Annotated in this window: 24 protein-coding genes and 1 pseudogene; 16 read left to right on the top strand and 9 right to left on the bottom strand. The window is 59.2% G+C overall.

Annotation, left to right across the window (positions count from 1 at the left end; translation table 11 throughout):
- Positions 1-383 precede the first annotated feature (383 nt).
- Positions 384-767, bottom strand: a pseudogene (locus CJU81_RS18715) (DEAD/DEAH box helicase); the annotation flags it as partial.
- A 79-nt stretch (positions 768-846) separates the two neighbouring features.
- Between CJU81_RS18715 and CJU81_RS18710 the strand changes: the two are divergent.
- Together CJU81_RS18710 and CJU81_RS18705 are read left to right on the top strand one after the other, a co-directional pair.
- Complete coding sequence (locus CJU81_RS18710) at positions 847-1,266, top strand: polyribonucleotide nucleotidyltransferase (RefSeq protein WP_095037809.1); 420 nt, start codon at positions 847-849, stop codon at positions 1,264-1,266.
- 29 nt (positions 1,267-1,295) lie between these two features.
- Positions 1,296-2,189 carry a cation diffusion facilitator family transporter gene (locus CJU81_RS18705; RefSeq protein WP_095037804.1) on the top strand — a complete coding sequence of 298 codons (894 nt, stop codon included), beginning with the start codon at positions 1,296-1,298 and terminating at the stop codon, positions 2,187-2,189.
- A 98-nt stretch (positions 2,190-2,287) separates the two neighbouring features.
- Here the strand turns inward: CJU81_RS18705 and CJU81_RS18700 are convergent, their stop codons facing one another.
- On the bottom strand, positions 2,288-3,250 hold the full coding sequence (locus tag CJU81_RS18700) for a DUF6515 family protein (protein ID WP_254924896.1): 963 nt from the start codon (positions 3,248-3,250) through the stop codon (positions 2,288-2,290).
- A gap of 434 nt (positions 3,251-3,684) precedes the next feature.
- Here CJU81_RS18700 and CJU81_RS18695 point away from each other — a divergent pair, with 434 nt between their 5' ends.
- Complete coding sequence (locus CJU81_RS18695) at positions 3,685-4,164, top strand: Lrp/AsnC family transcriptional regulator (protein WP_029611209.1); 480 nt, start codon at positions 3,685-3,687, stop codon at positions 4,162-4,164.
- Positions 4,165-4,356: 192 nt separating this feature from the next.
- Complete coding sequence (locus CJU81_RS18690; RefSeq protein ID WP_016779292.1) at positions 4,357-4,566, top strand: DUF2788 domain-containing protein; 210 nt, start codon at positions 4,357-4,359, stop codon at positions 4,564-4,566.
- Here the strand turns inward: CJU81_RS18690 and CJU81_RS18685 are convergent.
- The 4 genes from CJU81_RS18685 to CJU81_RS18670 all read right to left on the bottom strand — a co-directional run bounded on the left by CJU81_RS18685 (position 4,561) and on the right by CJU81_RS18670 (position 10,965).
- Positions 4,561-5,127: an rRNA large subunit pseudouridine synthase E gene (locus CJU81_RS18685; protein ID WP_176464682.1), complete on the bottom strand. Its 567-nt coding sequence runs from the start codon at positions 5,125-5,127 to the stop codon at positions 4,561-4,563. The genes CJU81_RS18690 and CJU81_RS18685 overlap by 6 nt on opposite strands.
- A gap of 136 nt (positions 5,128-5,263) precedes the next feature.
- Positions 5,264-6,736, bottom strand: a complete 1,473-nt coding sequence (amn, locus tag CJU81_RS18680; RefSeq protein ID WP_176464875.1) for an AMP nucleosidase — start codon at positions 6,734-6,736, stop codon at positions 5,264-5,266.
- Positions 6,737-6,853: 117 nt separating this feature from the next.
- Positions 6,854-8,512, bottom strand: a complete 1,659-nt coding sequence (locus CJU81_RS18675) for an acyl-CoA dehydrogenase family protein (protein WP_095037803.1) — start codon at positions 8,510-8,512, stop codon at positions 6,854-6,856.
- A 74-nt stretch (positions 8,513-8,586) separates the two neighbouring features.
- Positions 8,587-10,965 carry a hybrid sensor histidine kinase/response regulator gene (locus tag CJU81_RS18670; RefSeq protein WP_095037802.1) on the bottom strand — a complete coding sequence of 793 codons (2,379 nt, stop codon included), beginning with the start codon at positions 10,963-10,965 and terminating at the stop codon, positions 8,587-8,589.
- A 285-nt stretch (positions 10,966-11,250) separates the two neighbouring features.
- Between CJU81_RS18670 and CJU81_RS18665 the strand changes: the two genes are divergently transcribed.
- The 4 genes from CJU81_RS18665 (at position 11,251) to CJU81_RS18650 (ending at position 14,777) form a co-directional block, all read left to right on the top strand.
- A complete protein-coding gene (locus CJU81_RS18665) occupies positions 11,251-12,048 on the top strand; it encodes a hydroxymethylpyrimidine/phosphomethylpyrimidine kinase (RefSeq protein WP_095037801.1) in 798 nt (265 codons plus the stop codon).
- A gap of 17 nt (positions 12,049-12,065) precedes the next feature.
- Positions 12,066-12,689, top strand: a complete 624-nt coding sequence (gene thiE, locus CJU81_RS18660; protein ID WP_095037800.1) for a thiamine phosphate synthase — start codon at positions 12,066-12,068, stop codon at positions 12,687-12,689.
- Between the two features lie 31 nt (positions 12,690-12,720).
- The gene (hemL, locus tag CJU81_RS18655; RefSeq protein WP_095030000.1) at positions 12,721-14,004 is read left to right on the top strand and encodes a glutamate-1-semialdehyde 2,1-aminomutase; all 1,284 of its coding nucleotides are present in this window, start codon (positions 12,721-12,723) and stop codon (positions 14,002-14,004) included.
- Positions 14,005-14,228: 224 nt separating this feature from the next.
- Complete coding sequence (locus CJU81_RS18650) at positions 14,229-14,777, top strand: tetratricopeptide repeat protein (RefSeq protein WP_095029999.1); 549 nt, start codon at positions 14,229-14,231, stop codon at positions 14,775-14,777.
- Positions 14,778-14,812: 35 nt separating this feature from the next.
- Here the strand turns inward: CJU81_RS18650 and CJU81_RS18645 are convergent, their stop codons facing one another.
- Positions 14,813-15,139, bottom strand: coding sequence for a DUF1820 family protein (locus CJU81_RS18645; RefSeq protein WP_019411970.1), 327 nt, complete (start codon positions 15,137-15,139; stop codon positions 14,813-14,815).
- 131 nt (positions 15,140-15,270) lie between these two features.
- Here CJU81_RS18645 and miaB point away from each other — a divergent pair, with 131 nt between their 5' ends.
- From miaB to lnt, 5 genes are all read left to right on the top strand, one after another.
- The gene (gene miaB / locus CJU81_RS18640) at positions 15,271-16,599 is read left to right on the top strand and encodes a tRNA (N6-isopentenyl adenosine(37)-C2)-methylthiotransferase MiaB (protein ID WP_095003832.1); all 1,329 of its coding nucleotides are present in this window, start codon (positions 15,271-15,273) and stop codon (positions 16,597-16,599) included.
- Between the two features lie 186 nt (positions 16,600-16,785).
- The gene (locus CJU81_RS18635; protein WP_094999423.1) at positions 16,786-17,805 is read left to right on the top strand and encodes a PhoH family protein; all 1,020 of its coding nucleotides are present in this window, start codon (positions 16,786-16,788) and stop codon (positions 17,803-17,805) included.
- The gene (gene ybeY / locus CJU81_RS18630) at positions 17,798-18,259 is read left to right on the top strand and encodes an rRNA maturation RNase YbeY (protein ID WP_095037799.1); all 462 of its coding nucleotides are present in this window, start codon (positions 17,798-17,800) and stop codon (positions 18,257-18,259) included. Before CJU81_RS18635 ends, ybeY begins: the two co-directional genes overlap by 8 nt.
- Positions 18,260-18,297: 38 nt before the next feature.
- Positions 18,298-19,137 (top strand): HlyC/CorC family transporter, encoded by an 840-nt coding sequence (locus CJU81_RS18625; RefSeq protein ID WP_016779277.1) that lies wholly within the window; start codon positions 18,298-18,300, stop codon positions 19,135-19,137.
- A gap of 21 nt (positions 19,138-19,158) precedes the next feature.
- A complete protein-coding gene (gene lnt / locus CJU81_RS18620) occupies positions 19,159-20,682 on the top strand; it encodes an apolipoprotein N-acyltransferase (RefSeq protein WP_095037798.1) in 1,524 nt (507 codons plus the stop codon).
- 139 nt (positions 20,683-20,821) lie between these two features.
- On the opposite strand, the gene CJU81_RS18615 is transcribed toward lnt, so the two are convergent.
- Both CJU81_RS18615 and CJU81_RS18610 read right to left on the bottom strand, forming a co-directional pair.
- Positions 20,822-21,583 carry a YdcF family protein gene (locus tag CJU81_RS18615; protein ID WP_095037797.1) on the bottom strand — a complete coding sequence of 254 codons (762 nt, stop codon included), beginning with the start codon at positions 21,581-21,583 and terminating at the stop codon, positions 20,822-20,824.
- 157 nt (positions 21,584-21,740) lie between these two features.
- Positions 21,741-22,025 (bottom strand): hypothetical protein, encoded by a 285-nt coding sequence (locus tag CJU81_RS18610; protein ID WP_095037796.1) that lies wholly within the window; start codon positions 22,023-22,025, stop codon positions 21,741-21,743.
- Between the two features lie 235 nt (positions 22,026-22,260).
- Here CJU81_RS18610 and leuS point away from each other — a divergent pair, with 235 nt between their 5' ends.
- The 3 genes from leuS (at position 22,261) to holA (ending at position 26,642) form a co-directional block, all read left to right on the top strand.
- Positions 22,261-24,867 (top strand): leucine--tRNA ligase, encoded by a 2,607-nt coding sequence (gene leuS / locus CJU81_RS18605; protein WP_095037795.1) that lies wholly within the window; start codon positions 22,261-22,263, stop codon positions 24,865-24,867.
- 89 nt (positions 24,868-24,956) lie between these two features.
- Entirely contained in the window at positions 24,957-25,562 is a 606-nt protein-coding gene (locus CJU81_RS18600; RefSeq protein WP_095037794.1) for an LPS-assembly lipoprotein LptE, read from the top strand.
- Positions 25,563-25,604: 42 nt separating this feature from the next.
- On the top strand, positions 25,605-26,642 hold the full coding sequence (gene holA, locus CJU81_RS18595) for a DNA polymerase III subunit delta (protein WP_095037793.1): 1,038 nt from the start codon (positions 25,605-25,607) through the stop codon (positions 26,640-26,642).
- Positions 26,643-26,739 lie beyond the last annotated feature (97 nt).

The following is a 26,739-nucleotide window of genomic DNA, read 5'->3' as shown; positions in this document are numbered from 1 at the left end:
CGGGTGGGATGATGACAGGGTGTGACTGCGGAATTTGGAAGGGAAGGTGAATTATAGGTGCGTCAGGACGGGATTAGGACGTCGTCACTCTATGGAGTCACCGTGCTGAACCCGCATCCGCCTTCTTACCTCCAGATCTTGCCTTTGTCATCCACTTGTCATCCACTCTCCCGTTCATGAATTTCAATCTGCTGCTGATCCAAGGAAATCACTCGGATTGCGACGACATAGCGCACCCTACTTCATCTAGCATATCGGGGAGGTGGGTAAAGAAATCGCAGGATGATGGAGCTAAAGGGGAAGAAGGAGCAGGAGCATCAATGCCTTGTGGGCAGTGATTGATTATCCTGATAAGCAAAAGCAGAAACAGAACAAATCAGCAAATCATGGAACTCGTCAAAAATCAGCAAGCCCACCCCTTCCAGCGCCGGGTCATGCTGCAGGCGGCGAGTAAGGATGCCCTCGGTGACCACTTCGATACGGGTATCGGGGCCGACCTTGCTGTCGAGGCGAATACGGTAACCTACGGTTTCGCCGACCTTTTCACCCAGTTCACTGGCCAGCCGCTCAGCGGCTGCGCGGGCAGCAAGACGCCGGGGTTCGAGCATCAGGATCTTCTGCCCGGCCAGCCACGGCTCGTTGAGCAGGGCCAGTGGAACACGGGTGGTTTTACCGGCGCCGGGCGGTGCTTCGAGCACGGCTTCATGACGCTCGGCCAGGGCCAGGCGCAGCGCAGGTAAAACTTCATCAATCGGCAAAGAAATCATGGTGGCTCCAGAACAGAGCGGCGAGTATAACGGCGAACAGTAATGATCCAGTCCTTTGAGCATGTTTGAGGTTTTTTGTATGCGTATGCCTTCGCGAGTAATCGGCAGTGTCGTGGTTGCGGCCCTGCTCACCCAATTGACTGCCTGTGGCAGTATTTTCTTCCCTGACCGCCGTGGCCAGATAGACGGCAAGATCGACCCCATGATCGCCGTACTGGATGCCGTGGGCCTGCTGTTCTACGTCATCCCGGGCCTGATCGCCTTTGGAGTCGACTTCGCCACCGGCGCCATTTATTTCCCGCCAGGCAAGACCGCGCAAATCGCCCCGGAAAAACTGCGCGAAGCCATCGGTGCAGACGGCAAGGTGGATAACGCCAAGCTGCAGGCCATTCTCGAAAGCGAGTTGGGTGGCAGCTTCCCGCTGAACGATCCACGCCTGATCCAGCACAAGGGCAGCACTCAGCAACTGGCCATGTACGGCCTGCAACCTGCCGCCTGAAGCCCGTTGCCAGTCACCAAGGAAACGCCATGACCAGCAGCCCGGAACACGCACGCCTGTTACGTCTGGCCACCCGCGCTTCGGTGGCGGTGGCCAGCCTGTTGATCGTAACCAAAGCCATCGCCTGGTGGCTCAGTGGTTCGATCAGCATGCTCGCCGGCCTTACCGACTCGCTGCTCGATGGCGTGACCTCATTTCTTAATTTGCTGGCCGTGCATTACGCGTTGCGCCCTGCCGATGACGACCACCGTTACGGTCACGGCAAGGCCGAGTCACTGGCGGGCATGGCCCAGGCCTTGTTTATCGGTGTGAGTGCGGTACTGATCGCTTTTCAGGCCGTGGAACGGCTGAAAAACCCGGAGCCCGTGGGGGCGCCGTGGATCGGGATTGGCGTGATTGTCTTTTCGCTGCTGATGACCGTTGCTCTGCTGGTGCTGCAACACCGGGTGATCAAGGCCACGGGGTCCAACGCCGTGCGCGCGGACTCGCTGCACTACCGCTCGGACCTGATGCTCAATGGCAGCATTTTACTGGCGCTGGTGCTGGCCAGTGTGGGCTTCCCGCAGCTGGACGCCTGGTTTGGCCTCGGGATTGCGGTGTATATCCTCTGGAGCGCGCTCCAGATTGCCCGTGAGAGTTTTGCCGTGCTAATGGATCAGGAGTTACCCACCGACGTCAGCGAAAACATGCTGAAGCTGGCCTGCGACGTACCCGGCGTGCTGGGTGCCCACGACTTGCGCACACGGATTTCGGGCAATATCTGGTTTGTACAGTTTCACCTTGAACTGCCGGGCGAGTTGACCCTGTCAGCCGCCCACGCCATCTGCGACCGCGCCGCCGACGCCATAACCAAGGTCTACCCGCGGGCCGAAGTGCTGGTGCATGCAGACCCGAAGGAAGCGGTCAGGGTCAAAACCTTGTAGTCGCTGCCGCAGGCTGCGAAGGGGATCGCGAGGCCTTTGAGACAACGGGTTGCTACGCAACCCTTCGCAGCCTGCGGCAGCGACTACAGGTGTTCAGATCAATACGTAACCTGATAACCACGACTGCTCAAACAACTGCCCTGCGCCTGCCGATAAGCTTGCACCACGGCCGGGGCTGGTGCGTAGGTGACTCTGGCCGGGTCAAAGCCACTTTGATCGACCGCCCAGCGGTAGCAGTCGTAACGATCCTGATCAACCTGCGCCGGGGTCTGGAAGTTCACCGGGTAAGCCACCACGTCATAGCCGTTGCTGACCGGCTGCTGGGTGGCCGGAGGCTGAACCACAATGTAGTCCTGGGTAGCTGGCTGGTAGGCGTAATACGCGCCAGCAGCCAGAAACATCAACGTGCTGCCAAACCACACTTCCCGCGCGTAATCAGGCAAAAAACCTACACGGATACCGTAGGGCGGTTGAACAACGATGTAACGCGGGCCTTGTGGGCGATACCAATAGCCGCCGGAAAAGTAGTAATTCTGGCCGCGATAAGGAACCTGCCGGTATTGCCCAGGAAAGCGGTCGATCATATAGCCAGGCCGGTATTGCGGTCCCGCCCCCCAGCCATTGCCATGCCCGTTCGGCCGCCCCGGCCAGCGTTGGTCGTTGGGCCGTGACTCATTGGGACGGTAGTTGTTGGCGCCAGGGTAATTGCCCGGTCTGGTATTAGCGCCAGTACCGTGCCAGTTCTGGTTGCCGCTATGGTTCTGGCTTGGCTGCACCGTATCCGGGCGTGGTCGGATCGGCAGGTTGTTGCCGGGTTGGATCGGGCGCGCTGGCATATTGCTTTCGCCCTGTGGCCGGGCTTGCCACTTGCCGCCCTGATTCTGCTCATGGGCGGGACGGTTTTCCGGGCGGGCCTGATTGTGTTCCGGGCGCGGCCCTTGCTGCCCGCGCTGGCCACTCTCGGCATGGCGCGGGCGATTGTCCTGAGCGTTGCCATCACCTCGCTCATCGGCCAAAAGCTGGCCGCTGACACTCACAAAGAGCACGCCAACTGTAGCCATCTGTCAGATGCGCGATTTCATGCTGTTTCTCACTGCCAGTTAGGTCTTACAAATAAGACTAGGATTTATTGCACCGGTTCGGTGAGAAATAGTTTGGTGAAACTTATTTTTGGCAGACGAAAAAAGGGCGACCCGTCGGTCGCCCTTTGAATTTTTTCGTCCTGGCTCAACACTTGTGATGTTGGCTCACCTCGCTCCGTCTTCTGGACAGTGCGCAGCCCGGGGGCCGGGGCAACCCTGTGGGGTTGGCGGCCGCGGCTGGCCTGATTCGGCGGGCCGCAGTGGACTCTATGTCCGGGCAGTGATTCTGGTTTAAAGAATAGGCTTTTGGCCGCAGCAGGCGATTGCGAAGATTGCTCGATAAAACATTACTTGCGCAATTTTTGACTTAAGGTGGATACTTTCACGCAATAGTTATGACAAAGGGTAACTTCGTGAGCAAACTCGACCGGTATGACCTGAGCATTTTGGCGGAATTGCAGCGTGACGCACGCATCTCTAACCAGGAACTGGCCGAGCGGATCGGCCTGTCGCCATCCCCTTGCTCACGCCGTGTTAAACAGCTTGAGGATGACGGCTACATCAGCCGCCAGGTAGCACTGCTAGACCGCAAACTGCTGGGCTTGAGCCTTACAGCCTACGTGCTGATTGGAATGGACCGACATACACCAGAGCGTTTCGAGAATTTCGAAGCCTGCATCCGCGCCCTGCCGCAAGTGCTGGAATGCAGCCTGGTGACCGGTATGGACGCGGACTACCAATTGAAAGTAGTGGTCGCCGACATGGATCACTACCAGAAACTGCTGCTGGGCGAGCTGACCCGCATCGAAGGCGTGACCAGCGTGCGTTCGAGCTTTGTGCTCAACCAGGTGCTTAACAGCACAGAGCTGCCGTTGACTCATTTGCGCACATAAGCAGGCCTGTAGTCGCTGCCGAAGGCTGCGAAGAGGCTGTGGTGAATTCAAGAAAACGGGTTGCGGTGCAACCCTTCGCAGCCTTCGGCAGCGACTACGCAGTTCATCTACACGACCCAGCTCAACAACCAGCCCCGCTCCCCTGCCGTATACTCCTACGGCTTTTTCCCACGATATCGCCGGAGAATACTGATGGATCCTGCAGTACTTGAAGAGTGGATGATGACGATTCTGGTCAGCGTGCTGATCATTTTCATGGCCTTTATCGTCTGGGATCTGGCGAAAAAGTCCAAAGCCGGACGCTTCGGCTCCATGATCCTGTTTTTCGTTCTGGGCCTGGGCGTTGCCGCGTTCATCATCAAAAGTGTGGTCATCGGTCTGATCGAATCCGGAGCGCTATAGCCGCGCCGGGACTTCCCGGTACTGCCCCTGCTCCAGCCCTTCAATGCTCCAGTCACCAATGCGCACCCGCACCAGTCGCAAGGTCGGCAACCCCACTGCAGCGGTCATGCGCCGCACCTGACGGTTGCGGCCTTCGCGGATCACCAACTCCAGCCAGGCTGTCGGGATGCTTTTGCGAAAACGCACCGGCGGGTTACGCGGCCATAGCTGCGGCTCATCCAGGGCCCGGGCCTCGGCAGGCAGAGTCTTGCCATCATTGAGTTCGACACCCTCGCGCAACTGCTGCAGTTGCTCCTCAGTGGGCTCGCCCTCGACTTGCACCCAGTAGGTCTTGGGCAACTTATGCTTGGGGTCGGCAATCCGCGCCTGCAACTGACCATCATTGGTCAGCAGCAGCAAGCCTTCGCTGTCCCTGTCCAGTCGCCCTGCCGGGTAGATGCCCGGAATCGGAATAAAGTCTTTGAGCGTTGCGCGCCCGCCTTCGTCACTGAACTGGGTCAGCACATCGAAGGGTTTGTTGAACAGGTAAAGCTTGGGATCGGACGGCGGCGCTTTGGCCACACGGCGATTGGCAGCTTGCGCAGTGGGGCTTTTCGAGGCCGGGCGGCGTGGGGCAGGACGAGACATGACAAAAAAGGACATCTAGCGATCAGGGCTGGCAATGCTAGTCCCCCGATCGCTAAATGACCATCACCGATCAACGGAACGGCGGTTCGTCGAAGCTGCGCAGTTTGCGCGAGTGCAGGGAATTGAGCTGGCCGCGCATCAAGTCCACGGCGGCAATGCCGATTTTCAAATGCTGGCTCACCGCCCGCTCATAGAAAGCGTTGGCCGAACCCGGCAGTTTGATTTCACTGTGCAGCGGTTTGTCAGACACACACAGCAGCGTGCCGTACGGGACGCGCAAGCGATAACCCTGGGCGGCAATGGTGCCGCTCTCCATGTCCACGGCAACAGCACGGGACAGGTTGATCAGCGGACGTTCCTGAGCCCAGCGCAGCTCCCAGTTACGGTCGTCATAGGTCAGCACGGTGCCGGTGCGCAGTCGCTTTTTCAGCTCGTCGCCGCGCTCACCCGTCACTTGTGCCGCTGCTTCCTGCAACGCCAGCTGGACTTCAGCCAGTGCCGGAATCGGAATGTTCGGCGGTACCACCCGATCAAGAATACCGTCGCGACGCATGTAGGCGTGGGCCAACACGTAATCACCGATGGTTTGCGACTGGCGCAGGCCGCCACAGTGGCCAATCATCAGCCAGCAATGGGGGCGCAGAACGGCCAGGTGATCGGTAATGTTTTTTGCGTTGGACGGGCCGACGCCGATGTTGACCAGAGTCACGCCATGACCATCGTTGGCCTGCAAGTGATACGCCGGCATCTGGTAGCGATGCCACACCACACCCGCCGCAATGGCCTGGGCTTCGCCGTAGTCCATCGACTTTTCGATGATCACGTTGCCCGGCATCACCATGCGCACAAAGCGCGGATTGTCCCGTAGTTGCTCAAGGCCATGAAGGATGAACTGGTCGACATAGCGATGGTAGTTGGTCAGCAGGATCCACGGCTGCACATGGCGCCAGTCGCTGCCGGTGTAGTGCACCAGCCGGCGCAGCGAGAAGTCGACCCGCGCCGCATCGAACAGCGCCAAAGGCAACGGATCGGTGTTTTCCCAATCGTACAGGCCATCGGCAATGCCATCCGTGGCAGCGGACAGATCGGTGCTCGGGAACACCCGCGCCAGGGCCGCAGCAGTCACACCGGAACCGGCCAGTTCATCGCCTTGTTCGACGACGTACGGGTAAGGAATATTTTGCTCACTGACACCCACTTCCACCTCAACGGTGAAATCGCGCATCAACGGCACCAACTGCTCCAGCAGATAGTTACGGAAAGAGGCAGGATGGGTGACGGTGACGCTGTAGGTACCGGGCAACTGGACCTTGGCATAAGCGCGAGTGGTGGTAGGTACTTCACCGTTGATACGGTAGGTCAAACGCAGTTCGGGGTAGCGAAACAACGCGCGCTCTTGCGCAGAGGGTTCAACCCGATCCTTGAGATAACGCTTGAGTGCCTGACTCAAGGCCGTGGTTGCGCGCTCGTGCAAAGCAGCAAGCCGGTCAACGGCCTCTTCAGCGGTGGAAACGACAATAAAAGCTTCGGTCACGATAAGCATCCTGTCTTCTGAACGGGCAGGTCTTTATCTTGCCTGCATCGATGGCTAATGGCAGCTACAAAATTGCCTGTCGCAGATTTCCTGTGCCTGCCGGGGATAAACAGAATATCGGCTGCCTCACGCAAATCCCTGTGGGAGCGGGGTAGCGCGGGCAACAATGGCCGCCACGTTCAATCCCCGTGGCAAGGTGCCGTACACCCGGCCGCTACCCTGTAGCCGACTGGCGATAAAGGCGTCGCTGATATCGCTGTTGCCAGCCTCCAGCAGCAGTTTTGCCTGCAGACCCAGGGCGATGTCTTCTGTCAGTTGGCGAGCGCGGTACTGGATATCATCAGTGTCCGTGAACGCGCTTTTAAGCTGCGCAATATGCTGCGCCAGGCGCACATCACCATGCCCGTCGCCGAGCTCGGCAAACAGCGCATCTAGCACGCCAGGCTCTTTGGACAAGGCCCGCAACACGTCAAGGCACTGCACATTACCCGACCCTTCCCACGTCGAATTGACCGGCGCCTCTCGATACAGGCGCGGCAGGATGCTGTCTTCAACATAGCCCGCACCGCCCATGCACTCGGCCGCTTCGTTGATCATGGCCGGGGCCCGTTTGCAGATCCAGTACTTGCCTACCGCCGTCACCAGCCGCGAAAACCTGGCCTCTTGCGGGTCATGCGGGTTGTCCAGCGCCCGCCCCATGCGCAAGCTCAGGGACAGTGCCGCCTCGCTTTCCAGGGCCAGGTCGGCCAGTACGTTTTGCATCAACGGCTGGTCTGCCAGCACCCGGCCGCCGACCAGCCGATGGGCACAATGATGGCTGGCCTGGGTCAGCGCCTGACGCATCAAGGCGCTGGAGCCGACCATGCAGTCGAACCGGGTCATGGCGACCATTTCAATAATGGTCGGTACGCCACGGCCCTCTTCGCCGATCATCCAGGCCAATGCCCCACGAAACTCAACTTCACTGGAGGCGTTGGAGCTATTGCCCAGCTTGTTTTTCAGGCGCTGGATATAGAACTCGTTACGGCTGCCATCCGGGCGATGGCGCGGCAACAAAAAGCAGCTCAGGCCCTTGTCGGTTTGGGCCAGGGTCAGAAAACCATCACACATTGGCGCCGAGCAGAACCATTTGTGCCCCAGCAGTTCATAGGCCTGCCCCGGCCCCTTGGCACCCACCGGGTAAGCCCGCGTGGTATTGGCACGCACATCGGTGCCGCCCTGCTTTTCAGTCATGGCCATGCCCAGGGTCACGCCGGCCTTCTGGCTGATATCGACATTTCGCGGGTCATATTCAGTGGCCAGCACTTTGGGCAGCCAGATGGCAGCGAGGTCCGGTTGCAGGCGCAAGGCCGGTACGCTGGCGAAGGTCATGGTCAAGGGGCAACCACTGCCCGCTTCGGCCTGGCTGTGCAGGTAGGTCATGGATGCGCGAGCCACGTGGGCGCCGGGTTGAGGGTGGGCCCAGGGCAAGGATGGCAAGCCATGCTCAATCGCTGTGCGCATCAGCTCGTGGTAAGCCGGGTGAAACTCCACCAGATCAATCCGATGCCCAAAACGGTCATGGCTTACAAACTGAGGTTTGTTCTCATTGGCCAGAAAACCCGCCGCCATCAGCGGGCCGCCCGCCAGCGCACCGTATTGATCGATCCGCCCCTGCGCCCATCCCGCGCCGAAATGCTGGCTCCAATACTGCAGTGGCAGGTCGATGCGATACAGGTTCACGCCGCCCAGAGACGGCGGCTGATTGGTCACCTGATGGGTTTCTGCGTATTGATGCAGGTTCATTGCGCGGGCTCCTTGGGATCGTACCAATGAGCCAGTGAAGCACGCATCTGTGGCTAAACAAGGGGCATAAACGCCTAAAACTCGGCGTTTTTATCGCCTTCGTCGATCAACAGGCGTTGCGCCAAGGTGTGTTGCAAGTCCTCGAAGCGCAGCGGTTTGAGCAGGTAATCGGTGATCCCGTCGACCTGCTCGCGGGCTTGCTGCGCCTGAGCTTGCGACTCGAACAGCGCCAGCACGGGCAACTGCGCACAGGCGGCCAATGTCAGCAGTTGGCTGCCCATCGATGTACCGGTGACCAGGGCCAGCGGGCACGCCAGCAACACCGCATCGACCCGCTCGCGGCGCAGCGCGTCTATGGCCGCCTGCCCCGAGTCTACGCCAAGTACGCGATAACCCAGTTTGAGCAACATGGCGCGCACTACCACAGGGTTTTGCGGGTCTTCTACCAGCAAGACCACACAGTCCCCGGGCGCCCGCACCAGCAACGGCGAGCGGGGCGTATGCGGCAGGATTTGCGCCGAGGGTTCCAGCTCCAGCAACAACTGGAACTGCGAACCTTGCCCCGGCTGGGAATGGTGGGTCAGGCGCCCGCCGAGCAGTTCCACAAGGCGCCGGCAAATCGCCAGGCCAATACCCAGGCCGCCATATTCACGGGTCATGGAGCCATCAACCTGAAAGAAGTGCTGATACAGCTCAGCCTCTTCCTGGTGAACAAAACCGATGCCGCTATCGATGACATTGAACGCCAGCGCCCAGCGTCCGGCCTCTGCAGCTTTACCGGTAACACGCAAAATCACCCCGCCTTCACGGGTGAACTTGATCGCGTTATCCAGAAGACACTCCATGCACTGGCGAATTTTATCGGCATCGCCCACCCATTGGTCCGGCAGGTTGTGGGCCACTTCGTACGAAAACGCCAGCCCTTTACTGCGCGCCGCCGGCCTGAACTGATCGCTCAGCCCCTGCAGCAGCTCATTCAGGCTGAAGGGTCGGGGCTGCGCGACCAGTCGCCCGGCTTGCAGTTCGGTCAGGGTCAGGATGCCATTGACCATGTGCATCATTTCTCGCGCTGAACCTTGCGCGGTTTTGGTGTACTGCTCCAGCTCAGGGCTCATGTCCAGGGTCTTGATCAGCTCCAGAGAACCAATCACACCGTTCATCGGCGTGCGCAATTCATGGGTGACGGTCGCCAGGAACTCGTCTTTGAGCTGGTTGGTGCGCGCCAGTTGCTGGTTCATGGCAGCGAGTTTCTGCCCCGACTCCTGCAGGGTGCGCGCCTGCAAGTCGCGCATGGCATTGATCCGGTCAGCAAGCGCCAGCGACAGCAACCCGACCTCGATTGCCGAGCCGATCTGGCTGGCGTACATGGTCAGGAATACGTTCGGAAGGTAACCCAGCACCATCAGCGTATTAACCAGGCCACCGAGCAGAAAGGCCGACCAGGCGATCACAAAATAACGTGCGACCCGCAGGCCCCGTGCCCAAGCCACCACACCAGCGGTGAAAATGGTGACAATAAACGCCAGCGCCAGGCCGGTGGCCAGACGCAACGACACGGCATAGCTGGTGGTCAGTGCGAGCACCATCACCAGAACACCTACGCCCATCAGCAACATCAGGGCCCGGTCGAGCCAGCGGCTGTGGGAGGCGGTATGCAGGAAGGAGCGGGCGAACTGGCAGCCAAAAAACGCCGATGCACCAATCAGGAACGGGGTGGAGGCATTGGCCCACCACGGGTTGTTCGGCCAGAAGTACTGCACTGCCGCACCGTTGACCGACAACTGATACAGACCGAACGAGGCGATATAGAAGATGTAATAGAGGTAACTGGTGTCACGCACGCTGAGGTAGATAAACAGGTTGTAAACCAGCATCCCCAGCAACACGCCATAAATCAGGCCCAGGATGTAAATCCGCACGGGCTGCTCTTCGAGGTAGGCCTGGGCCGACCAAAGCGTCAGCGGCGCCTGAACAGAGCCCTGGCTGGCCAGACGCAGGTACACTGTCTGGCTTTGCCCGGGGCTGAAGTTGAGTTCAAACAGGTAGTTGTTTTCTTTGATCTGGCGACTGTCGAAGGGCAGTGCATCACCGGTTCGCTCGGCCAGACGGTAGTTACCTTGGGCGTCTGCCAGGTACAGTTCGATGGAGTCCAGCGGCGGGTAGGCCAGCTCAAGCAGCCAGGTGCGATGCACCTGCGGGTCTTGTGGCTGGTAGTGCAAGTCGACTTTGACCCAGAAGGCCGAGTGCGAATAGCCCTTGTTCAGCGTGTCTTTGGTATGGGGTTTGAACAGTTCATCGTGTGCGCTGACATCTGCCAGAGTCGCTTCGCCGCCCGCGTCTTCGAATACCTGCATCACGCGGCCCAAGGGCAGGCTTTGTGTGGATTCGTCAAAAGCGACTGCGCTGGCCAGCATCGGTAGCCAGCCCAACAACATCATCAGCAAATAGCGCATACAGCCCCAACGTAGCTCATCCGGTGACGTGTACAACCCCGTATTCCCTTCGAGATCGCGTCGACCGAATGACCGGTTAATAATTTGAGGGCACTTTAACATAGCCATTAATGGCACATACACACCATCCGACAATTCTTCAATAAGGCTCTAGCACGGGCATTACAGAGCACGAGCCGCACCGGCTACGATATTTTTCAAGGCCAGACAAAGACTTGCAAACACCCTATAGCCCGACATCGAGCAAGCGCCCGAAAAAACCGTTTGGTGGTAAGCTCGCGCACCATGAATATCTACAGTTCTCGCCCCGTTGTCCTCTGTCTCTCCGGCCATGACCCCAGTGGTGGTGCCGGCTTGCAGGCAGATATCGAAGCCCTGCTGGCTCAAGGCTGTCACGCCGCCCCGGTGGTGACCGCCCTGACTGTGCAGAACACTGTCAATGTCCGCGACTTCCGCGTGCTGGATCGCGAGTGGGTGCTGGCGCAAGCCGATGCCGTGCTCAGCGACTCCACGGTCGCGGCGGTCAAGCTGGGCATGCTCGGTTCACTGGAGATGGTCGACACCGTGGTCGAACTGCTTCAGGCCAACCCGCACCTGCCGATGGTCTGCGACCCCGTGCTGCGCGCAGGCGGCGGCGGACGACTGGGCAAGGACGAAGTGGGCTACGCCATGCGCGAGCGCCTGCTGCCCTTGGCCACCATTGCCACCCCCAACCTTCCCGAAGCCCGCATCCTGGCCGAACTGCCCGATGGCAGCGCCGATGAATGCGCCGAAAAACTCCTGCCGTTTTGCCGCCACCTGCTGATTACCGGCGGTCACGGTGATGAACACGAAGTACATAACCGCCTGTACAGCCGTGACGGCAGCCGCCACACCTTCACTTGCCATCGCTTGCCGGGCAGCTACCACGGTTCGGGCTGCACCTTGGCCAGCACCTTGGCCGGGCGCCTGGCCATCGGCGAAGAACTGGTCAGCGCCGTGCAAACCGCGCTCAACTACACGTGGCGCACCCTGCGTGATGCAGAGCAACTGGGCCAGGGGCAATTTGTACCGCGCCGCTTGCCGCTGGATTTTTGCTCGTAACCAATGAGGCTCACCCCATGACGCTTCGCGGTCTTTATGCAATCACCGACAGCCAGTTACTGGCCGGCAAACTGCTGCCCTATGTTGAGGCAGCTCTCGATGGCGGCCTGACGCTGTTGCAATATCGCGACAAAAGCAACGATGACGCCCGCCGACTGCGCGAGGCCCAGGCGCTGCTGGATTTGTGCCAACGCTACAAGGCGCACTTGATCATCAACGACGATGCCGAACTGGCCGCCCGCCTGGGTGTTGGCGTGCACCTGGGGCAAACCGATGGCCCGCTGACACCTGCCCGTGCCCTGCTGGGCGCGCAGGCCATTATCGGTTCGACGTGCCACAGCCAGATCGAGCTGGCCGAACAGGCCGCCAGAGAGGGGGCGAGTTATGTCGCCTTTGGTCGCTTTTTCAACTCCAGCACCAAGCCCGGCGCCCCCACCGCGACTCTCGACGTACTCGACCAGGCCCGCGCCCGTCTTGATCTGCCGATCTGCGTGATTGGCGGCATTACCCTTGATAACGCTGCGCCGCTGGTGGCCCATGGTGCCGACCTGCTGGCCGTGGTGCATGGCCTGTTTGGCGCCGAAAGCGCCCGGGAAGTCACTCTGCGCGCCAGGGCCTTCAACACCTTGCTGTCTATTTAAATACCGAATCCTGATTCAGAGAGAGCCCACCATGTCTCGTTCCGAAACCCTGTTTGCCAATGCCCAGAAACACATCCCCGGTGGCGTGAACTCGCCCGTACGTGCGTTCAAGAGCGTGGGCGGCACGCCACTGTTCTTCAAGCACGCCGAAGGTGCCTACGTCACCGACGAAGACAACAAGCGATATGTGGACTACGTCGGCTCGTGGGGCCCGATGATTCTGGGCCACAGTCATCCAGAAGTACTCGATGCCGTGCGTGCGCAACTGGAACACGGCCTGTCATACGGTGCCCCGACCGCCATGGAAACCGAAATGGCCGACCTGGTGTGCGCCATCGTGCCATCGATGGAAATGGTGCGCATGGTCAGCTCCGGCACCGAGGCGACCATGAGCGCCATCCGCCTGGCCCGTGGTTTCACCGGCCGCGACAATATCCTCAAGTTTGAAGGCTGCTACCACGGCCACTCCGACAGCCTGCTGGTAAAAGCCGGCTCCGGCCTGTTGACCCAGGGCGTGCCAAGCTCCGCCGGGGTACCGGCAGATTTCGCCAAACACACCCTGACCACCGAATTCAACAATATCGACGCAGTTGCTCAATTGCTGAGCGAAGTGGGCGACACCGTGGCCTGCATCATCGTCGAGCCGGTCGCCGGCAACATGAACTGCGTGCCGCCTGCACCGGGCTTCCTGGAAGGCCTGCGCAGCCTGTGCGACCAGCACGGCGTGGTACTGATTTTTGACGAAGTGATGACCGGCTTCCGCGTAGCCCTGGGTGGCGCCCAGGCTCACTACGGCGTGACCCCGGACCTGAGCACTTTCGGCAAAATCATCGGCGGCGGCATGCCGGTCGGCTGCTTTGGCGGTAAACGCGAAATAATGCAGCACATCGCACCACTGGGCCCGGTTTACCAGGCTGGCACCTTGTCCGGCAACCCGCTGGCAATGGCCGCGGGCCTGACCACCCTGCGCCTGATCAGCCGCCCGGGCTTCCACGCCGAGCTGAGCGACTACACCACCCGCCTGCTCGACGGCTTGCAGCAGCGCGCTGACGCAGCCGGCATCCCCTTCGTGACGACCCAGGCGGGCGGCATGTTCGGCCTGTATTTCAGCGGCGCCGATGACATCGTCACCTTTGACGACGTGATGGCCAGCGATGCCGACCTGTTCAAGCGCTTCTTCCACCTGATGCTTGACGGGGGCGTGTACCTGGCACCAAGCGCCTTCGAAGCCGGTTTCACCTCGATCGCCCACGGCGAAGCCGAGTTGCAACTGACCCTGGACGCTGCAGAACGCGCATTCGCTGCGCTGAAGTGATCCCCAAAAACGGCAAGGGTTGACGCCCTTGCCGTTTTTTTATGCCTGTAATGGGCTGATCTTTTACCCCGCCTGTCCAAAATCGTCTTAAATCAATGGATATCGTGCTCAGGTAGCAGAAAAACGAGTAAAGACTTTGTAAGGTTGCCTCTGCTTATTTCATAATGCGCGCCTATACAACCCATGGTCGGGTTAACCCGTCTTTCAGAGGTACGTCGATTCCCATGAACCGCACCGGCCGCGCCCTTGCACTGGGCTGCCTGTTGCTCCTACAGCCGTTGCTTGCCCAGGCAGGCGGTAACTCGTTGTTGATCCCAGCGATGGGTCGCTGCACCCTCAATACACAGCCTGAAGACCTCGCAGAGGCGCTTGCAGCCTGTGAAGAGGCGGCAAAAGCCGGGGATGCAGAAGCCGAATACGAGTTGGGCGAATTCTATTACGACGGTAAAAACACCCCGCAAGACTTGAACAAAGCACTGAGCTACTTCGAAAAAGCCTCGCTGCAAGGCCACGCCATGGCCCAGTTCCAGCTCGGCACCATGTTCTTCAAGGGCGAAGGCGTGCCGGCCAATAACATTCAGGCTTACATCGTGTTGAAAATGGCTGCGGTCAATGGCGCAGAAGACGCGCTGGACACTGCCGACCTGGTAGCCGAACAAATGCCGCGCGACCAGCTCGAAACTGCCACCCAGATCCTGGGGCAGATTTTCCGCAAGTATCTGCAGGAGCTGCAATCAACCGACGCACGCTCGCCGTTTTCGCCGCTGCCTTAACGGCTCACTCGTTGCCGTAACGCATACTGACCGACTTACTTTTCCGGCATCGGAAACGGAAACGGCATCACGTTGCTGACACCACGGGCTTCGCTGATTTTCGGCGTGCCCAGCCGCTCTACCTCATCGATACGCACAATCGAGTGCATCGGCACAAAGCTGCGCACCACACCTTCAAACTGAGCCTTGAGCTTTTCTTCGCTGGGGTCGACGACCATTTGTGTGCGCTCACCGAAGACGAACTCCTCTACTTCCAGAAACCCCCACAGATCACTTTGATAGATCTGCTTGGCGTACATTTCGAACACCTGGCCCTGGTTGAGGAAAATCACCTTGTAGATTGGAGCTTCACGTTTGGTCATGGTGGGCGGGTAAGCATCTGAAGGTAAAAAGAGGGCGCAAACTATAGCATAGCCATCGGACGCACAACGCTAGGAAGCAACGGCTATGCACCCTATAATGCGCGGTTCTTTGAACCACTTGATGAACACCCATGGCCAAGAAGCTTTACATCGAAACCCACGGTTGCCAGATGAATGAGTACGACAGCTCGCGCATGGTCGACCTGCTGGGTGAACATCAGGCCCTGGAAGTCACAGCGCGCGCCGAAGACGCTGATGTCATCCTGCTGAATACCTGCTCGATCCGCGAACGTGCCCAGGACCGGGTTTACTCCCAACTGGGCCGCTGGCGCGAACTGAAACTGGCCAACCCCGAGATGGTCATCGCCGTGGGCGGTTGCGTGGCCAGCCAGGAAGGCGCGGCGATCCGCGATCGCGCCCCCTATGTGGACGTGGTTTTCGGCCCGCAAACCCTGCACCGCCTGCCGGAAATGATTGACGCTGCACGTATCACCAAACTGCCGCAGGTCGATGTGTCGTTCCCTGAAATCGAGAAATTCGATCACCTGCCAGAACCACGCATTGATGGCCCGAGCGCCTACGTTTCGGTCATGGAAGGCTGCAGCAAGTACTGCACTTTCTGCGTGGTGCCTTATACCCGTGGCGAAGAAGTCAGCCGCCCGTTCGATGACGTGCTGGCCGAGGTGATTCACCTGGCTGAAAACGGCGTGCGTGAAGTGACCCTGCTTGGCCAAAATGTCAACGGCTACCGCGGCCTGACCGAAGGCGGTCGCCTGGCCGACCTCGCCGAGCTGATCCGTGTGGTTGCGGCGATCGACGGTATTGAGCGTATCCGCTATACCACCTCCCACCCGCTGGAATTTTCCGACAGCCTGATCCAGGCCCACGCCGAAGTTCCGGAGCTGGTCAAACATCTGCACCTGCCGGTGCAATCGGGCTCCGACCGCATTCTGTCGGCGATGAAGCGCAATCACACGGCCCTGGAATACAAATCCAAACTGCGCAAACTGCGCGCTGCCGTACCGGGGATCTGCATCAGCTCCGACTTTATTGTCGGCTTCCCGGGCGAAACCGAAAAAGACTTCGAACAGACCATGAAGCTGATCGAAGACGTGGGTTTCGACTTCTCCTACTCATTTGTTTACAGCCAGCGCCCGGGCACCCCGGCAGCAGACCTGACGGACGACACCCCGGAAGAGCGCAAGAAAGAACGTCTGAACGCGCTGCAACATCGCCTCAACCAGCAGGGTTTCGAGATCAGCCGCCAGATGGTGGGCTCGACCCAGCGAATCCTGGTCACTGACTACTCGAAAAAAGACCCGGGCGAGTTGCAGGGCCGCACCGAAAACAACCGCATCGTCAACTTCCGCTGCGATAACCCGCAGTTGATCGGGCAATTCGCCGATGTGCATATTGATGCGGCCCAGCCACACTCGCTGCGCGGCTCGCTGCTGAACTGACACCTTCCCCGGTGGGAGCGGGCTTGCTCGCGATACATGCAACGCGGTCCATCTGGATTAGCGCGGTGATGCAATCGCGAGCAAGCCCGCTCCTACATCAAACATTTGGTTAAGTCCTTTCACGCTTGACCTGCTAGCGTTATCCTTAATTCCATATCAATTGCCTAAGGGCGGCTAAATACGACCTTGAACGCACCCATCGAACCACATCGCTTCCTTCTCGAGCCCTTTGAGGCCCGCCGTTTCGCCAATCTGTGCGGGCAATTCGACGAGCATCTGCGCTTGATCGAGCAACGCCTGACGATCGAAATTCGCAATCGCGGTAACCAGTTCGAGCTGATCGGCGACCCGAAAATCACTTCTTCGGCAGAAAACCTGCTGCGCCGCCTGTACCGCGAAACCAAAGCCACCGAGCTTTCGCCGGACATGGTCCACCTGTTCCTGCAAGAGTCTGCAGTACAAGACCTGGCCAGCAACCCGGTGGCCGAAGCCAGTGTTTCGCTGCGCACCAAAAAAGGCATGATCCGCCCTCGCGGGATCAACCAGCAGCGCTACGTCAAAGAGATCCTGGGCAACGACATCAACTTCGGCATTGGCCCGGCGGGTACGGGTAAAACCTATCTGGCTGTGGCCTGCGCAGTTGATGCCCTGGAACGCGAGCAGATCCGCCGCATCCTGCTGGTGCGCCCGGCGGTTGAAGCCGGTGAAAAGCTCGGTTTCCTGCCGGGTGACCTGTCGCAAAAAATCGACCCGTACCTGCGCCCGCTCTATGACGCACTGTACGAGATGCTTGGCTTTGAATACGTGGCCAAGCTGATCGAACGCCAGGTGATCGAAGTCGCACCGCTGGCCTACATGCGCGGTCGCACGCTGAACAACAGTTTCATCATTCTCGACGAAAGCCAGAACACCACCGTCGAGCAGATGAAAATGTTCCTGACCCGTATCGGTTTCGGCTCAACCGCCGTGATCACCGGTGACATCACCCAGATCGACCTGCCCAAAGGCACCAAATCGGGGCTGAACCACGTCATTGAGGTGCTCAAGGACGTGCCGGGTATCAGCTTTACCCACTTCCAGTCCAAAGACGTCGTGCGCCACCCGCTGGTGCAGCGCATCGTAGAGGCCTATGGCCGCTACGAACAGGAAGCCGCCGACAAGCTGGCCGCACTGCCCGCTGCAAAGGATTACCGCCACGATGCTTGAGCTTGACCTGCAATTGGCGACCGACGCCAGTGCCCCCAGCGAAGCCCAGTTCCGCCAATGGTGCGAACTGGCTTTGCGCCAGCGCAGCGCCGATTCGGAAATGACCATTCGTCTGGTAGATGAACCCGAAGGCCGTGAGTTGAATCACACCTGGCGTCACAAAGACTACGCCACCAACGTGCTGTCCTTTCCCGCCGACGTGCCCGATGAGTTCCTCGATATCCCGTTGCTGGGCGATCTGGTGATTTGCGTGGCCGTGGTCGAACGCGAAGCCGCCGAACAAGGCAAAAGCCTTGAGGCCCACTGGGCCCATCTGGTGATACACGGCTGCTTGCATCTTCTGGGTTACGACCATATAGAAGACGAAGAAGCCGAAGAAATGGAAGCGCTGGAACGAACGTTGCTTGCAGAACTGGGTCATCCTGACCCCTATGCAGACGACGAAACCGAATAACACCCACTGAAACTACCAAGGGATACGAGTAAATCGCTATGAGCGAAGACCGATCGAGCAACGGGCAAAAGTCATGGTTAGGTAAACTGACCCAGGCCTTTGCCCATGAGCCGAAAAACCGCCAGGAGCTGCTTGAGCTGCTGCGCGAAGCACACCAGAACAAACTGTTGGACAGTGAAGCGCTGGCCATCGTCGAAGGCGCCATTCAAGTGGCTGACCTGCAGGTACGGGACATCATGGTTCCGCGCTCGCAGATGATCAGCATCAAGGCGACCCAGACACCCCGTGAATTTCTCCCGGCGATCATCGATGCGGCGCACTCGCGCTACCCGGTGATCGGCGAAAGCCACGATGACGTTCTTGGCGTCCTGCTGGCCAAAGACCTGCTGCCGCTGATCCTTCAAGAGAACGGCGACAAGTACAACATCAAGGATTTGCTGCGTCCGGCGACATTTGTCCCCGAGTCCAAGCGCCTTAACGTGTTGTTGCGTGAGTTCCGCGCCAACCACAACCACATGGCCATCGTGATTGACGAATACGGCGGCGTGGCGGGCCTGGTGACGATTGAAGACGTTCTGGAACAGATCGTCGGCGATATCGAAGACGAACACGATGTCGAGGAAGACAGCTATATCAAGCCACTGCCCAGCGGTGACTTCCTGATCAAGGCCCTGACCCCGATCGAGAACTTCAACGAGTTCTTCGATACCGAATTCTCCGACGATGAGTTCGACACCGTGGGTGGCCTGGTCATGAGTGCATTCGGGCACTTGCCAAAACGCAACGAAACCACTGAAATCGGCCCTTACCGCTTCCGCATTCTCAATGCTGACAGCCGCCGGATTCATTTGATTCGTCTGACGCCTATCGCCCGCTAAACCTCAACACCAAGGATTGAAATGCGCTGGATAACCTCCCCCGGCTGGCCCGGTAACCTGCTGGCCGTGGTGGCCGGCGCACTGACAACCCTGGCGTTGGCACCCTTCGACATCTGGCCATTGGCACTGGTTGCCCTGGCCATGTTCTATCTCGGCTTGCGCGAACTGTCGCCAAAACAGGCGCTGGGCCGTGGCTGGTGCTTCGGTTTTGGCCTGTTTGGCGCGGGTACCAGCTGGATCTACTACAGCATTCACCATTTTGGTGGTGCTTCGGTGCTGCTGGCCGGCTTCCTGATGCTGTTGTTCACGGCAGCCATTGCCTGGTTCTTTGCCCTGCCCGCCTGGGTATGGGCACGCTGGATCCGCCGTAACGAAGCGCCACTGGCCGATACGCTGGCATTTGCTGCGCTGTGGGTGGCTCAAGAGGCCTTCCGCGGCTGGTTCCTCACCGGCTTCCCGTGGCTGTACTCCGGTTACAGCCAGCTCGACGGCCCTTTGGCCGGGCTTGCCCCGCTGGGCGGCATGTGGCTGATTTCGTTCTCCCTGGCCCTGACCGCAGCCCTGCTGTGTAACCTGCCGCGCCTGATCAAGGCCAGACGCAAGGCTTTTGTCGCCGCAGGCGTAGTCTTGCTGATCGGCCCCTGGGTCATCGGCCAGGCACTCAAGCACCACGCCTGGACCAGCCCGTCGGGTGACCCGCTGAGCGTGGCGGCGATCCAGGGCAATATCGAACAAAGCATGAAATGGGACCCGGCGCAGGTCAACGCACAGTTGGCCCTGTACCGCGACATGACGTTCAGTTCAAAGCGTGTCGACCTGATCGTGTGGCCAGAAACCGCCGTCCCTGTCCTCAAAGAGAATGCTGAAGGCTTTTTGAGCATGATGGGACGCTTTGCCGCCGACCGGAATTCAGCGCTGATTACCGGCGTGCCAATCCGCCAGGAAGTGCGTCATGAACCGCGCTACTTCAACGGCATCACCGCCGTAGGCCAGGGCGACGGGGTTTACCTGAAACAAAAGCTGGTGCCGTTTGGCGAATACGTGCCGCTGCAGGATGTACTGCGCGGCCTGATCGCATTTTTTGACCTGCCAATGTCGGACTTTGCACGCGGCCCTGCAGATCAAGCCATGTTGCAAGCCAAGGGCTATCAGATCGCACCGCTGATTTGCTATGAAGTGGTGTACCCCGACTTCGTTGCCGGTCTTGCAGCCCAGAGCGACATCCTGCTGACCATCAGCAACGACACCTGGTTCGGCACCTCGATCGGGCCATTGCAGCACCTGCAAATGGCGCAAATGCGCGCCCTGGAAGCCGGGCGCTGGATGATTCGCGCCACCAACAATGGCGTAACCGCGCTGATCGACCCATTTGGGCAAATCACTACGCAAATCCCGCAGTTCGAGCAGGGCATCATGTACGGCGAAGTGGTGCCCATGCATGACCTCACGCCTTACCTGCAATGGCGCTCGTGGCCGTTGATCATCCTGTGCAGCTTGTTGATTGGTTGGGCGCTGGTCACCAGCCGGATTGCCAAGACGGTTTAAGCCTTGTGCGTCTGCGTCTGCTTCTACCCTCTCCCGGAGGGAGAGAGAGCTGATTTGTGGTGTTGCGCAGAGCTGCTTTTGCCTTTAGTCCCCTCTCCCTCCGGGAGAGGGCTAGGGTGAGGGGCTTTTGCTTGAGCGGTCAGCGATAAAACAACGGATAGGCAATCTGCCCCACCGCTTCATTGATCAACAACCCGGACTGCCAGAACGCTTTGTACTCAGGCATCCAGCCCCCCAGCGGTCGCGCATTGTCGGCACTGAAAAAACCTACCGGCGCGGGCACCACTTCAAAACCAGCCTTTTCAAAGCTCCATACCGAACGCGGCATATGCCAGCCGTTCGTCACCACGACCACGCGCTTGATCTCCAGCGGCAGCAGTATATCTGCGGTCATTTTGGCGTTTTCCCACGTAGTACGGCTTTGCTCTTCTTTCCAGCGAACTTGCACGCCGAAGTCATCACGTAATGAATCAGCCATCAACTGCGCTTCACTGGGCGGCGAGCCGTAGTGCAAACCTCCAGTCGTCAATACCGGCAAGCCCGAGGCCTTGGCCAGTCGCGCGGCATAACGCTGGCGCTCAAGACCAATACCGGTGGGCTGATCGCTGCCCCAGGCGGGATCACCCCGCTCACGACCCGAACCCAGCACCACAATGGCATCGGCACGCCCGGCCAGCGTCGACCATTCGCTCTGCGTCAGCGGCGGCTCACGCTCCAGCACCCGGGCGCCCCACTCCACCATTACCGGCAAGCTCATCAGCCAGAAGCCGCCCAGCCCCAGGGCAAACAACACACCCGCCAAACGCGGACGCGTACGCCGCAGCCACCAGGCAAGCGCCAGAAGCAACAGCAAAATGCCAGGAGGCAATAGAAGTTGTTTTAAAAAATATCGAATAGGCATCGAGCATCTCCAAAGATGCCCGAAGCCTAAGGGGGTTGAGTGAGCACATCAATAACGCAGGTGAGAAACCCAAACACAAACGTGTGATGCATCAACCCGGGGTACAACCTTTCTTGATGCGGCTTTATTTAAGGCCGGGCTTGAATCGCCGTATGGCCTAAGCTCCCTGCACCCTGTCTTTGAGCCAGATAACCTTGGCTCTGGGGGCATCCTGCATGTTCACGCTGCCTTGCGAGCGTTTGACTGTCTCACGCCCGATCCGGTTCAAATAGAGGTTGATCAACTCCAGCTCGGCATGACTCAAGCCTCGCAATTCCAATTCGACTGGGCGTTCATCACGTAATACGACAGCCGTCTTTGCTGAATCAAGAGCCATACTCAAACGATCAATCAGCCGCTCATACACTTGCGATGTTGCTACGCTGCGTTGCAACTCTGCCATCCGTCCACCTCATTTAAGGAAATGAATCTCCCCCAAAGGAGAGCTTAGCTGCGCATCTAAAAGCGGCGTGCTACTGCGACCAACGGAGTGATGAGGCAATCAGGGTTTCCCTCGATAGAGCGGGGTCATGTATGCTACGGGACTTCCTGTAACCCCTGCTCCAACCTGACCGGGCAACACTGTAGCCGGTCTATGTTGAAGAGGATTAGGCCACCCTTTATCAGTACAAGTAGCCATGCACGAACAATATCAGCCCCGTGAAATAGAAGCCGCCGCCCAATCATTCTGGGACAACCAAAAGTCCTTCGAAGTCAGCGAAGATCTAGGCAAAGAGACGTTCTACTGCCTATCGATGTTCCCGTACCCAAGCGGCAAGCTACACATGGGGCACGTGCGCAACTACACCATCGGTGACGTGATCTCCCGTTACCAGCGCATGCTTGGCAAGAACGTCCTGCAGCCCATGGGTTGGGACGCCTTCGGCATGCCGGCTGAAAACGCCGCCATGAAGAACAAGGTCGCACCGGCCAAGTGGACCTACGAAAACATCGCCTACATGAAGACCCAACTGCGCAGCCTGGGTCTGGCCGTTGACTGGTCCCGCGAAATCACTACCTGCAAGCCGGATTACTACCGTTGGGAACAATGGCTGTTCACCCGCCTGTTCGAAAAAGGTGTGATCTACCGTAAAAACGGTACCGTCAACTGGGATCCGGTGGACCAGACTGTTCTGGCCAACGAGCAAGTGATCGACGGCCGTGGCTGGCGTTCGGGTGCGGTGATCGAAAAACGCGAAATCCCGATGTACTACTTCAAGATCACCGCTTACGCGGATGAACTGCTGGAAGGCCTCGATGACATGCCCGGCTGGCCCGAGCAGGTCAAAACCATGCAGCGCAACTGGATTGGCAAATCCCGCGGCATGGAAGTGCAGTTCCCTTACAACGTCGAATCCATCGGCGAAGCGGGCGCACTCAAGGTGTTCACCACCCGCCCTGACACCCTGATGGGTGCCACCTACGTTGCCGTGGCTGCCGAACACCCGCTCGCCACCCAGGCCGCGCAAGGCAACCCCGAGCTGCAAGCGTTTATCGCTGAATGCAAAGGCGGTAGCGTGGCGGAAGCCGACATGGCAACCCAGGAGAAAAAGGGCCTGCCAACTTCGCTGTTCGTCGAACACCCGCTGACCGGCGAAAAACTGCCGGTATGGGTCGCCAACTATGTACTGATGCATTACGGCGACGGCGCGGTAATGGCAGTACCTGCACACGACGAGCGCGATTTTGAATTCGCCACCAAGTACAACCTGCCGATCAAATCGGTAGTGCGCACCAGCGCTGGCGACGAGTCACCTGCTCCCTGGCAGGACGCTTACAATGACCACGGCCCGCTGATCAACTCCGGCGAATTTGACGGTCTTGATTTCGACGCTGCCTTCACCGCCATCGAAGCCGCCCTGACCGCCAAAGGCCTGGGCCAGGCGCGTACCCAGTTCCGCCTGCGTGACTGGGGCATCAGCCGTCAGCGCTACTGGGGCTGCCCGATCCCGATCGTGCATTGCGATACCTGCGGCGACGTACCGGTACCTGAAAGCCAGCTGCCAGTGGTCTTGCCAGAAGATGTCGTACCCGATGGCGCCGGTTCGCCACTGGCACGCATGCCTGAATTCTACGAGTGCAGCTGCCCTAAATGTGGCGCACCGGCCAAACGCGAAACCGACACGATGGACACCTTCGTCGAGTCCTCGTGGTACTACGCCCGTTACGCCTCGCCGCACTATGAAGGCGGTCTGGTCGAAAAATCGGCGGCAGACCACTGGTTGCCGGTCGATCAGTACATCGGCGGTATTGAACACGCCATTTTGCACCTGCTGTACGCGCGCTTCTTCCACAAGCTGATGCGTGACGAAGGCCTGGTCAGCTCCAACGAGCCGTTCAAGAACCTGCTGACCCAGGGCATGGTGATCGCCGAGACTTACTTCCGTACGCTGGACAACGGTGGCAAGGATTACTTCAACCCGGACGACGTGGAAATCGAACGTGATGCCAAGGCCAAGATCATCGGCGCCAAGCTGAAGACCGACGGCCTGCCGGTGGAAATCGGCGGCACGCAGAAAATGTCCAAGTCGCTGAACAACGGTGTTGACCCGCAATACATGATCGAACAATACGGCGCAGACACCTGCCGCCTGTTCATGATGTTTGCTTCGCCGCCTGACGCAAGCCTGGAATGGTCCGACTCGGGTGTTGAAGGCTCGCACCGTTTCCTCAAGCGCGTCTGGCGCCTGGCCCATGCCCATGTAGGCCAAGGCCTGCCGGGGACACTGGATATCACCAGCCTGACCGATGAGCAAAAAGTCGTTCGCCGCGCCATCCACCAGGCTATCAAGCAAGCCAGCCAGGACGTTGGTCAGCACCACAAGTTCAACACCGCCGTCGCCCAGGTGATGACCGTGATGAACGTGCTCGAAAAAGCACCGCAAGTGACTGAACAAGACCGCGCCCTGTTGCAGGAAGGCCTTGAGACTGTGGCTCTGGTACTGGCACCGATCACCCCGCATATCAGCCATGAGCTGTGGAACCAGTTGGGGCATGCGGGTGCAATCATCGACGCGGCATGGCCAACCCTGGACGAAAGCGCGCTGGTTCAAGACACCTTGCAACTGGTTATTCAGGTCAACGGCAAACTGCGCGGGCATATCGAAATGCCAGCCAGCGCCAGTCGTGAAGAAGTTGAAGCCGCAGCCCGCGTCAATGAAAACGTACTGCGTTTTACCGAAGGCCTGACGATTCGCAAAGTGATCGTGGTACCGGGCAAATTGGTCAATATCGTCGCCAGCTAACTGGAACAGGCGCCTGCGTTTTGCGCAGGCGCCCAACAAGACCTTCAGGGCCGCGTGGTCGGCCCATCTGGTTTCAAGGGGAGCAACACATGATCAAACGCAATTTGCTGGTGATGGGGCTCGCGGTTCTGTTGAGCGCCTGCGGCTTTCAACTGCGCGGTACCGGCACCAACCAGCTGACGATCACCGAACTCGATGTCAGCGCGCGCAACGCCTATGGCGACACAGTACGTCAGCTGCGTCAGGTGCTGGAAAACAGCGGCGTGAAAATCACCGCCAACGCGCCATATAAACTGGTTCTGACCGACGAGAAGGATACCCAGCGCTCTGCCAGCTACACCGGCAACACGAGTACTGCCGAGTATCAGTTGAACAGCGTGGTGAAGTACGAAATTCAGGGCCCGAACCATCTGACGCTATTGAGTGACAAGGTTGAGGCCTACAAGGTCTATCTGCAGGACGGCAGCAACGTGGCCGGCAGCACCCAGGAAGGCGTCATGGTTCGCAAGGAATTGCGCCGCGACCTGATCCAGCAACTGGTTCTGCGCCTGGAACAACTGACCCCGGCCCAGCTGGAAATACTGCAACAGCAAGCCGAAGCGAAGGCCAAGGCTGAAGCCGATGCCATCGAAGCTGCACGCAAGGCTCAAGAGGAAACTCCTCAACAGTCGCCTCTCGAACTGCAAAACCAGTAAGGCATACGGGGCGCTCAAGCGCCCCGCTATCGTTATGGCCCTATGAAACTCGCCCCTGCCCAACTCGCCAAGCATCTGCAAGGCACCCTCTCGCCGGTCTACATCATCAGCGGCGATGACCCGCTGCTGTGCCAGGAAGCCGCAGACGCCATTCGCAGCACCGCTCGCCAGCAAGGTTTCGATGAACGCCAGGTGTTCAGCGCCGACGCCAGCTTTGACTGGGGCTCGTTGCTGCAAGCCGGAGCCAGCATGTCGCTGTTTGCGCAAAAGCGTCTGCTGGAGCTGCGCCTGCCTTCGGGCAAGCCTGGTGACAAGGGCGCTGCGGCACTGATCGAATATTGCTCGCGCCCTGCCGAAGACACCCTGCTGCTGATCAGCCTGCCCAAGCTCGATGGCAGCGCTCAAAAGACCAAGTGGGGCAAGGCGCTGGTTGAAGGCGCTCATACCCAGTTCGTGCAGATCTGGCCAGTGGACGCCAACCAGTTGCCGCAATGGATTCGCCAGCGCTTGTCGCAGGCCGGGCTGTCCGCCACCCATGACGCAGTGGAGCTGATATCCGCGCGGGTTGAAGGCAATCTTCTGGCTGCCGCGCAAGAAATCGAAAAGCTCAAGTTGATGGCTGAAGACGGGCAAATCACTGTCGAAACCGTGCAAGGCGCAGTGGCTGACAGTGCGCGTTTTGATGTGTTTGGCCTGGTGGATGCGGTACTTAACGGCGAGGCTGCCCATGCCCTGCGCATGCTCGAAGGCTTGCGTGGTGAAGGCGTGGAGCCTCCTGTGATCCTGTGGGCCCTGGCCCGCGAGCTGCGGGTACTGGCCAATATTGCCCTGCAATACAGCCAGGGCACGCCATTGGACAAGGCGTTCAGTCAGGCGCGACCACCGGTGTGGGACAAGCGCAAACCGCTGATGAGCAAAGCTTTGCAGCGTTATTCAGCGCAGCGCTGGGCACAATTGTTACTGGACGCGCAGCGTATTGATGCCCAGATCAAAGGCCAGGCAGCAGGCTCGGCCTGGAGCAGCCTGAGTCGACTCACTTTATTGATGTGTGGGCAACGGCTGAATTTGCCGGCGGAGTGATCCGCCAAGGCTAGGGCTTTACCGCTCAGCCCCGCCCACTGGACAACGCAAAAAATCTGGCCGATGATTTGCGCTTGTTCAACTCAAGCGAGAGCAA

The sequence above is a fragment of the Pseudomonas fragi genome (assembly GCF_002269505.1).
GTDB lineage: Bacteria > Pseudomonadota > Gammaproteobacteria > Pseudomonadales > Pseudomonadaceae > Aquipseudomonas > Aquipseudomonas fragi_D.
This window is presented reverse-complemented; position numbering and strand designations above follow the sequence as displayed.

What these genes read in the sequence shown, in the direction of transcription:
- CJU81_RS18710 (WP_095037809.1), top strand. Translation starts at nt 847, where the DNA reads ATGCGTATGCCTTCGCGAGTAATCGGCAGTGTCGTGGTTGCGGCCCTG.
- CJU81_RS18705 (WP_095037804.1), top strand. Translation starts at nt 1,296, where the DNA reads ATGACCAGCAGCCCGGAACACGCACGCCTGTTACGTCTGGCCACCCGC.
- CJU81_RS18700 (WP_254924896.1), bottom strand. Translation starts at nt 3,250, where the DNA reads ATGGCTACAGTTGGCGTGCTCTTTGTGAGTGTCAGCGGCCAGCTTTTG.
- CJU81_RS18690 (WP_016779292.1), top strand. Translation starts at nt 4,357, where the DNA reads ATGGATCCTGCAGTACTTGAAGAGTGGATGATGACGATTCTGGTCAGC.
- amn (WP_176464875.1), bottom strand. Translation starts at nt 6,736, where the DNA reads ATGCTTATCGTGACCGAAGCTTTTATTGTCGTTTCCACCGCTGAAGAG.
- CJU81_RS18675 (WP_095037803.1), bottom strand. Translation starts at nt 8,512, where the DNA reads ATGAACCTGCATCAATACGCAGAAACCCATCAGGTGACCAATCAGCCG.
- CJU81_RS18670 (WP_095037802.1), bottom strand. Translation starts at nt 10,965, where the DNA reads ATGCGCTATTTGCTGATGATGTTGTTGGGCTGGCTACCGATGCTGGCC.
- CJU81_RS18665 (WP_095037801.1), top strand. Translation starts at nt 11,251, where the DNA reads ATGAATATCTACAGTTCTCGCCCCGTTGTCCTCTGTCTCTCCGGCCAT.
- thiE (WP_095037800.1), top strand. Translation starts at nt 12,066, where the DNA reads ATGACGCTTCGCGGTCTTTATGCAATCACCGACAGCCAGTTACTGGCC.
- hemL (WP_095030000.1), top strand. Translation starts at nt 12,721, where the DNA reads ATGTCTCGTTCCGAAACCCTGTTTGCCAATGCCCAGAAACACATCCCC.
- CJU81_RS18650 (WP_095029999.1), top strand. Translation starts at nt 14,229, where the DNA reads ATGAACCGCACCGGCCGCGCCCTTGCACTGGGCTGCCTGTTGCTCCTA.
- CJU81_RS18645 (WP_019411970.1), bottom strand. Translation starts at nt 15,139, where the DNA reads ATGACCAAACGTGAAGCTCCAATCTACAAGGTGATTTTCCTCAACCAG.
- miaB (WP_095003832.1), top strand. Translation starts at nt 15,271, where the DNA reads ATGGCCAAGAAGCTTTACATCGAAACCCACGGTTGCCAGATGAATGAG.
- ybeY (WP_095037799.1), top strand. Translation starts at nt 17,798, where the DNA reads ATGCTTGAGCTTGACCTGCAATTGGCGACCGACGCCAGTGCCCCCAGC.
- CJU81_RS18625 (WP_016779277.1), top strand. Translation starts at nt 18,298, where the DNA reads ATGAGCGAAGACCGATCGAGCAACGGGCAAAAGTCATGGTTAGGTAAA.
- lnt (WP_095037798.1), top strand. Translation starts at nt 19,159, where the DNA reads ATGCGCTGGATAACCTCCCCCGGCTGGCCCGGTAACCTGCTGGCCGTG.
- CJU81_RS18615 (WP_095037797.1), bottom strand. Translation starts at nt 21,583, where the DNA reads ATGCCTATTCGATATTTTTTAAAACAACTTCTATTGCCTCCTGGCATT.
- CJU81_RS18610 (WP_095037796.1), bottom strand. Translation starts at nt 22,025, where the DNA reads ATGGCAGAGTTGCAACGCAGCGTAGCAACATCGCAAGTGTATGAGCGG.
- leuS (WP_095037795.1), top strand. Translation starts at nt 22,261, where the DNA reads ATGCACGAACAATATCAGCCCCGTGAAATAGAAGCCGCCGCCCAATCA.
- CJU81_RS18600 (WP_095037794.1), top strand. Translation starts at nt 24,957, where the DNA reads ATGATCAAACGCAATTTGCTGGTGATGGGGCTCGCGGTTCTGTTGAGC.
- holA (WP_095037793.1), top strand. Translation starts at nt 25,605, where the DNA reads ATGAAACTCGCCCCTGCCCAACTCGCCAAGCATCTGCAAGGCACCCTC.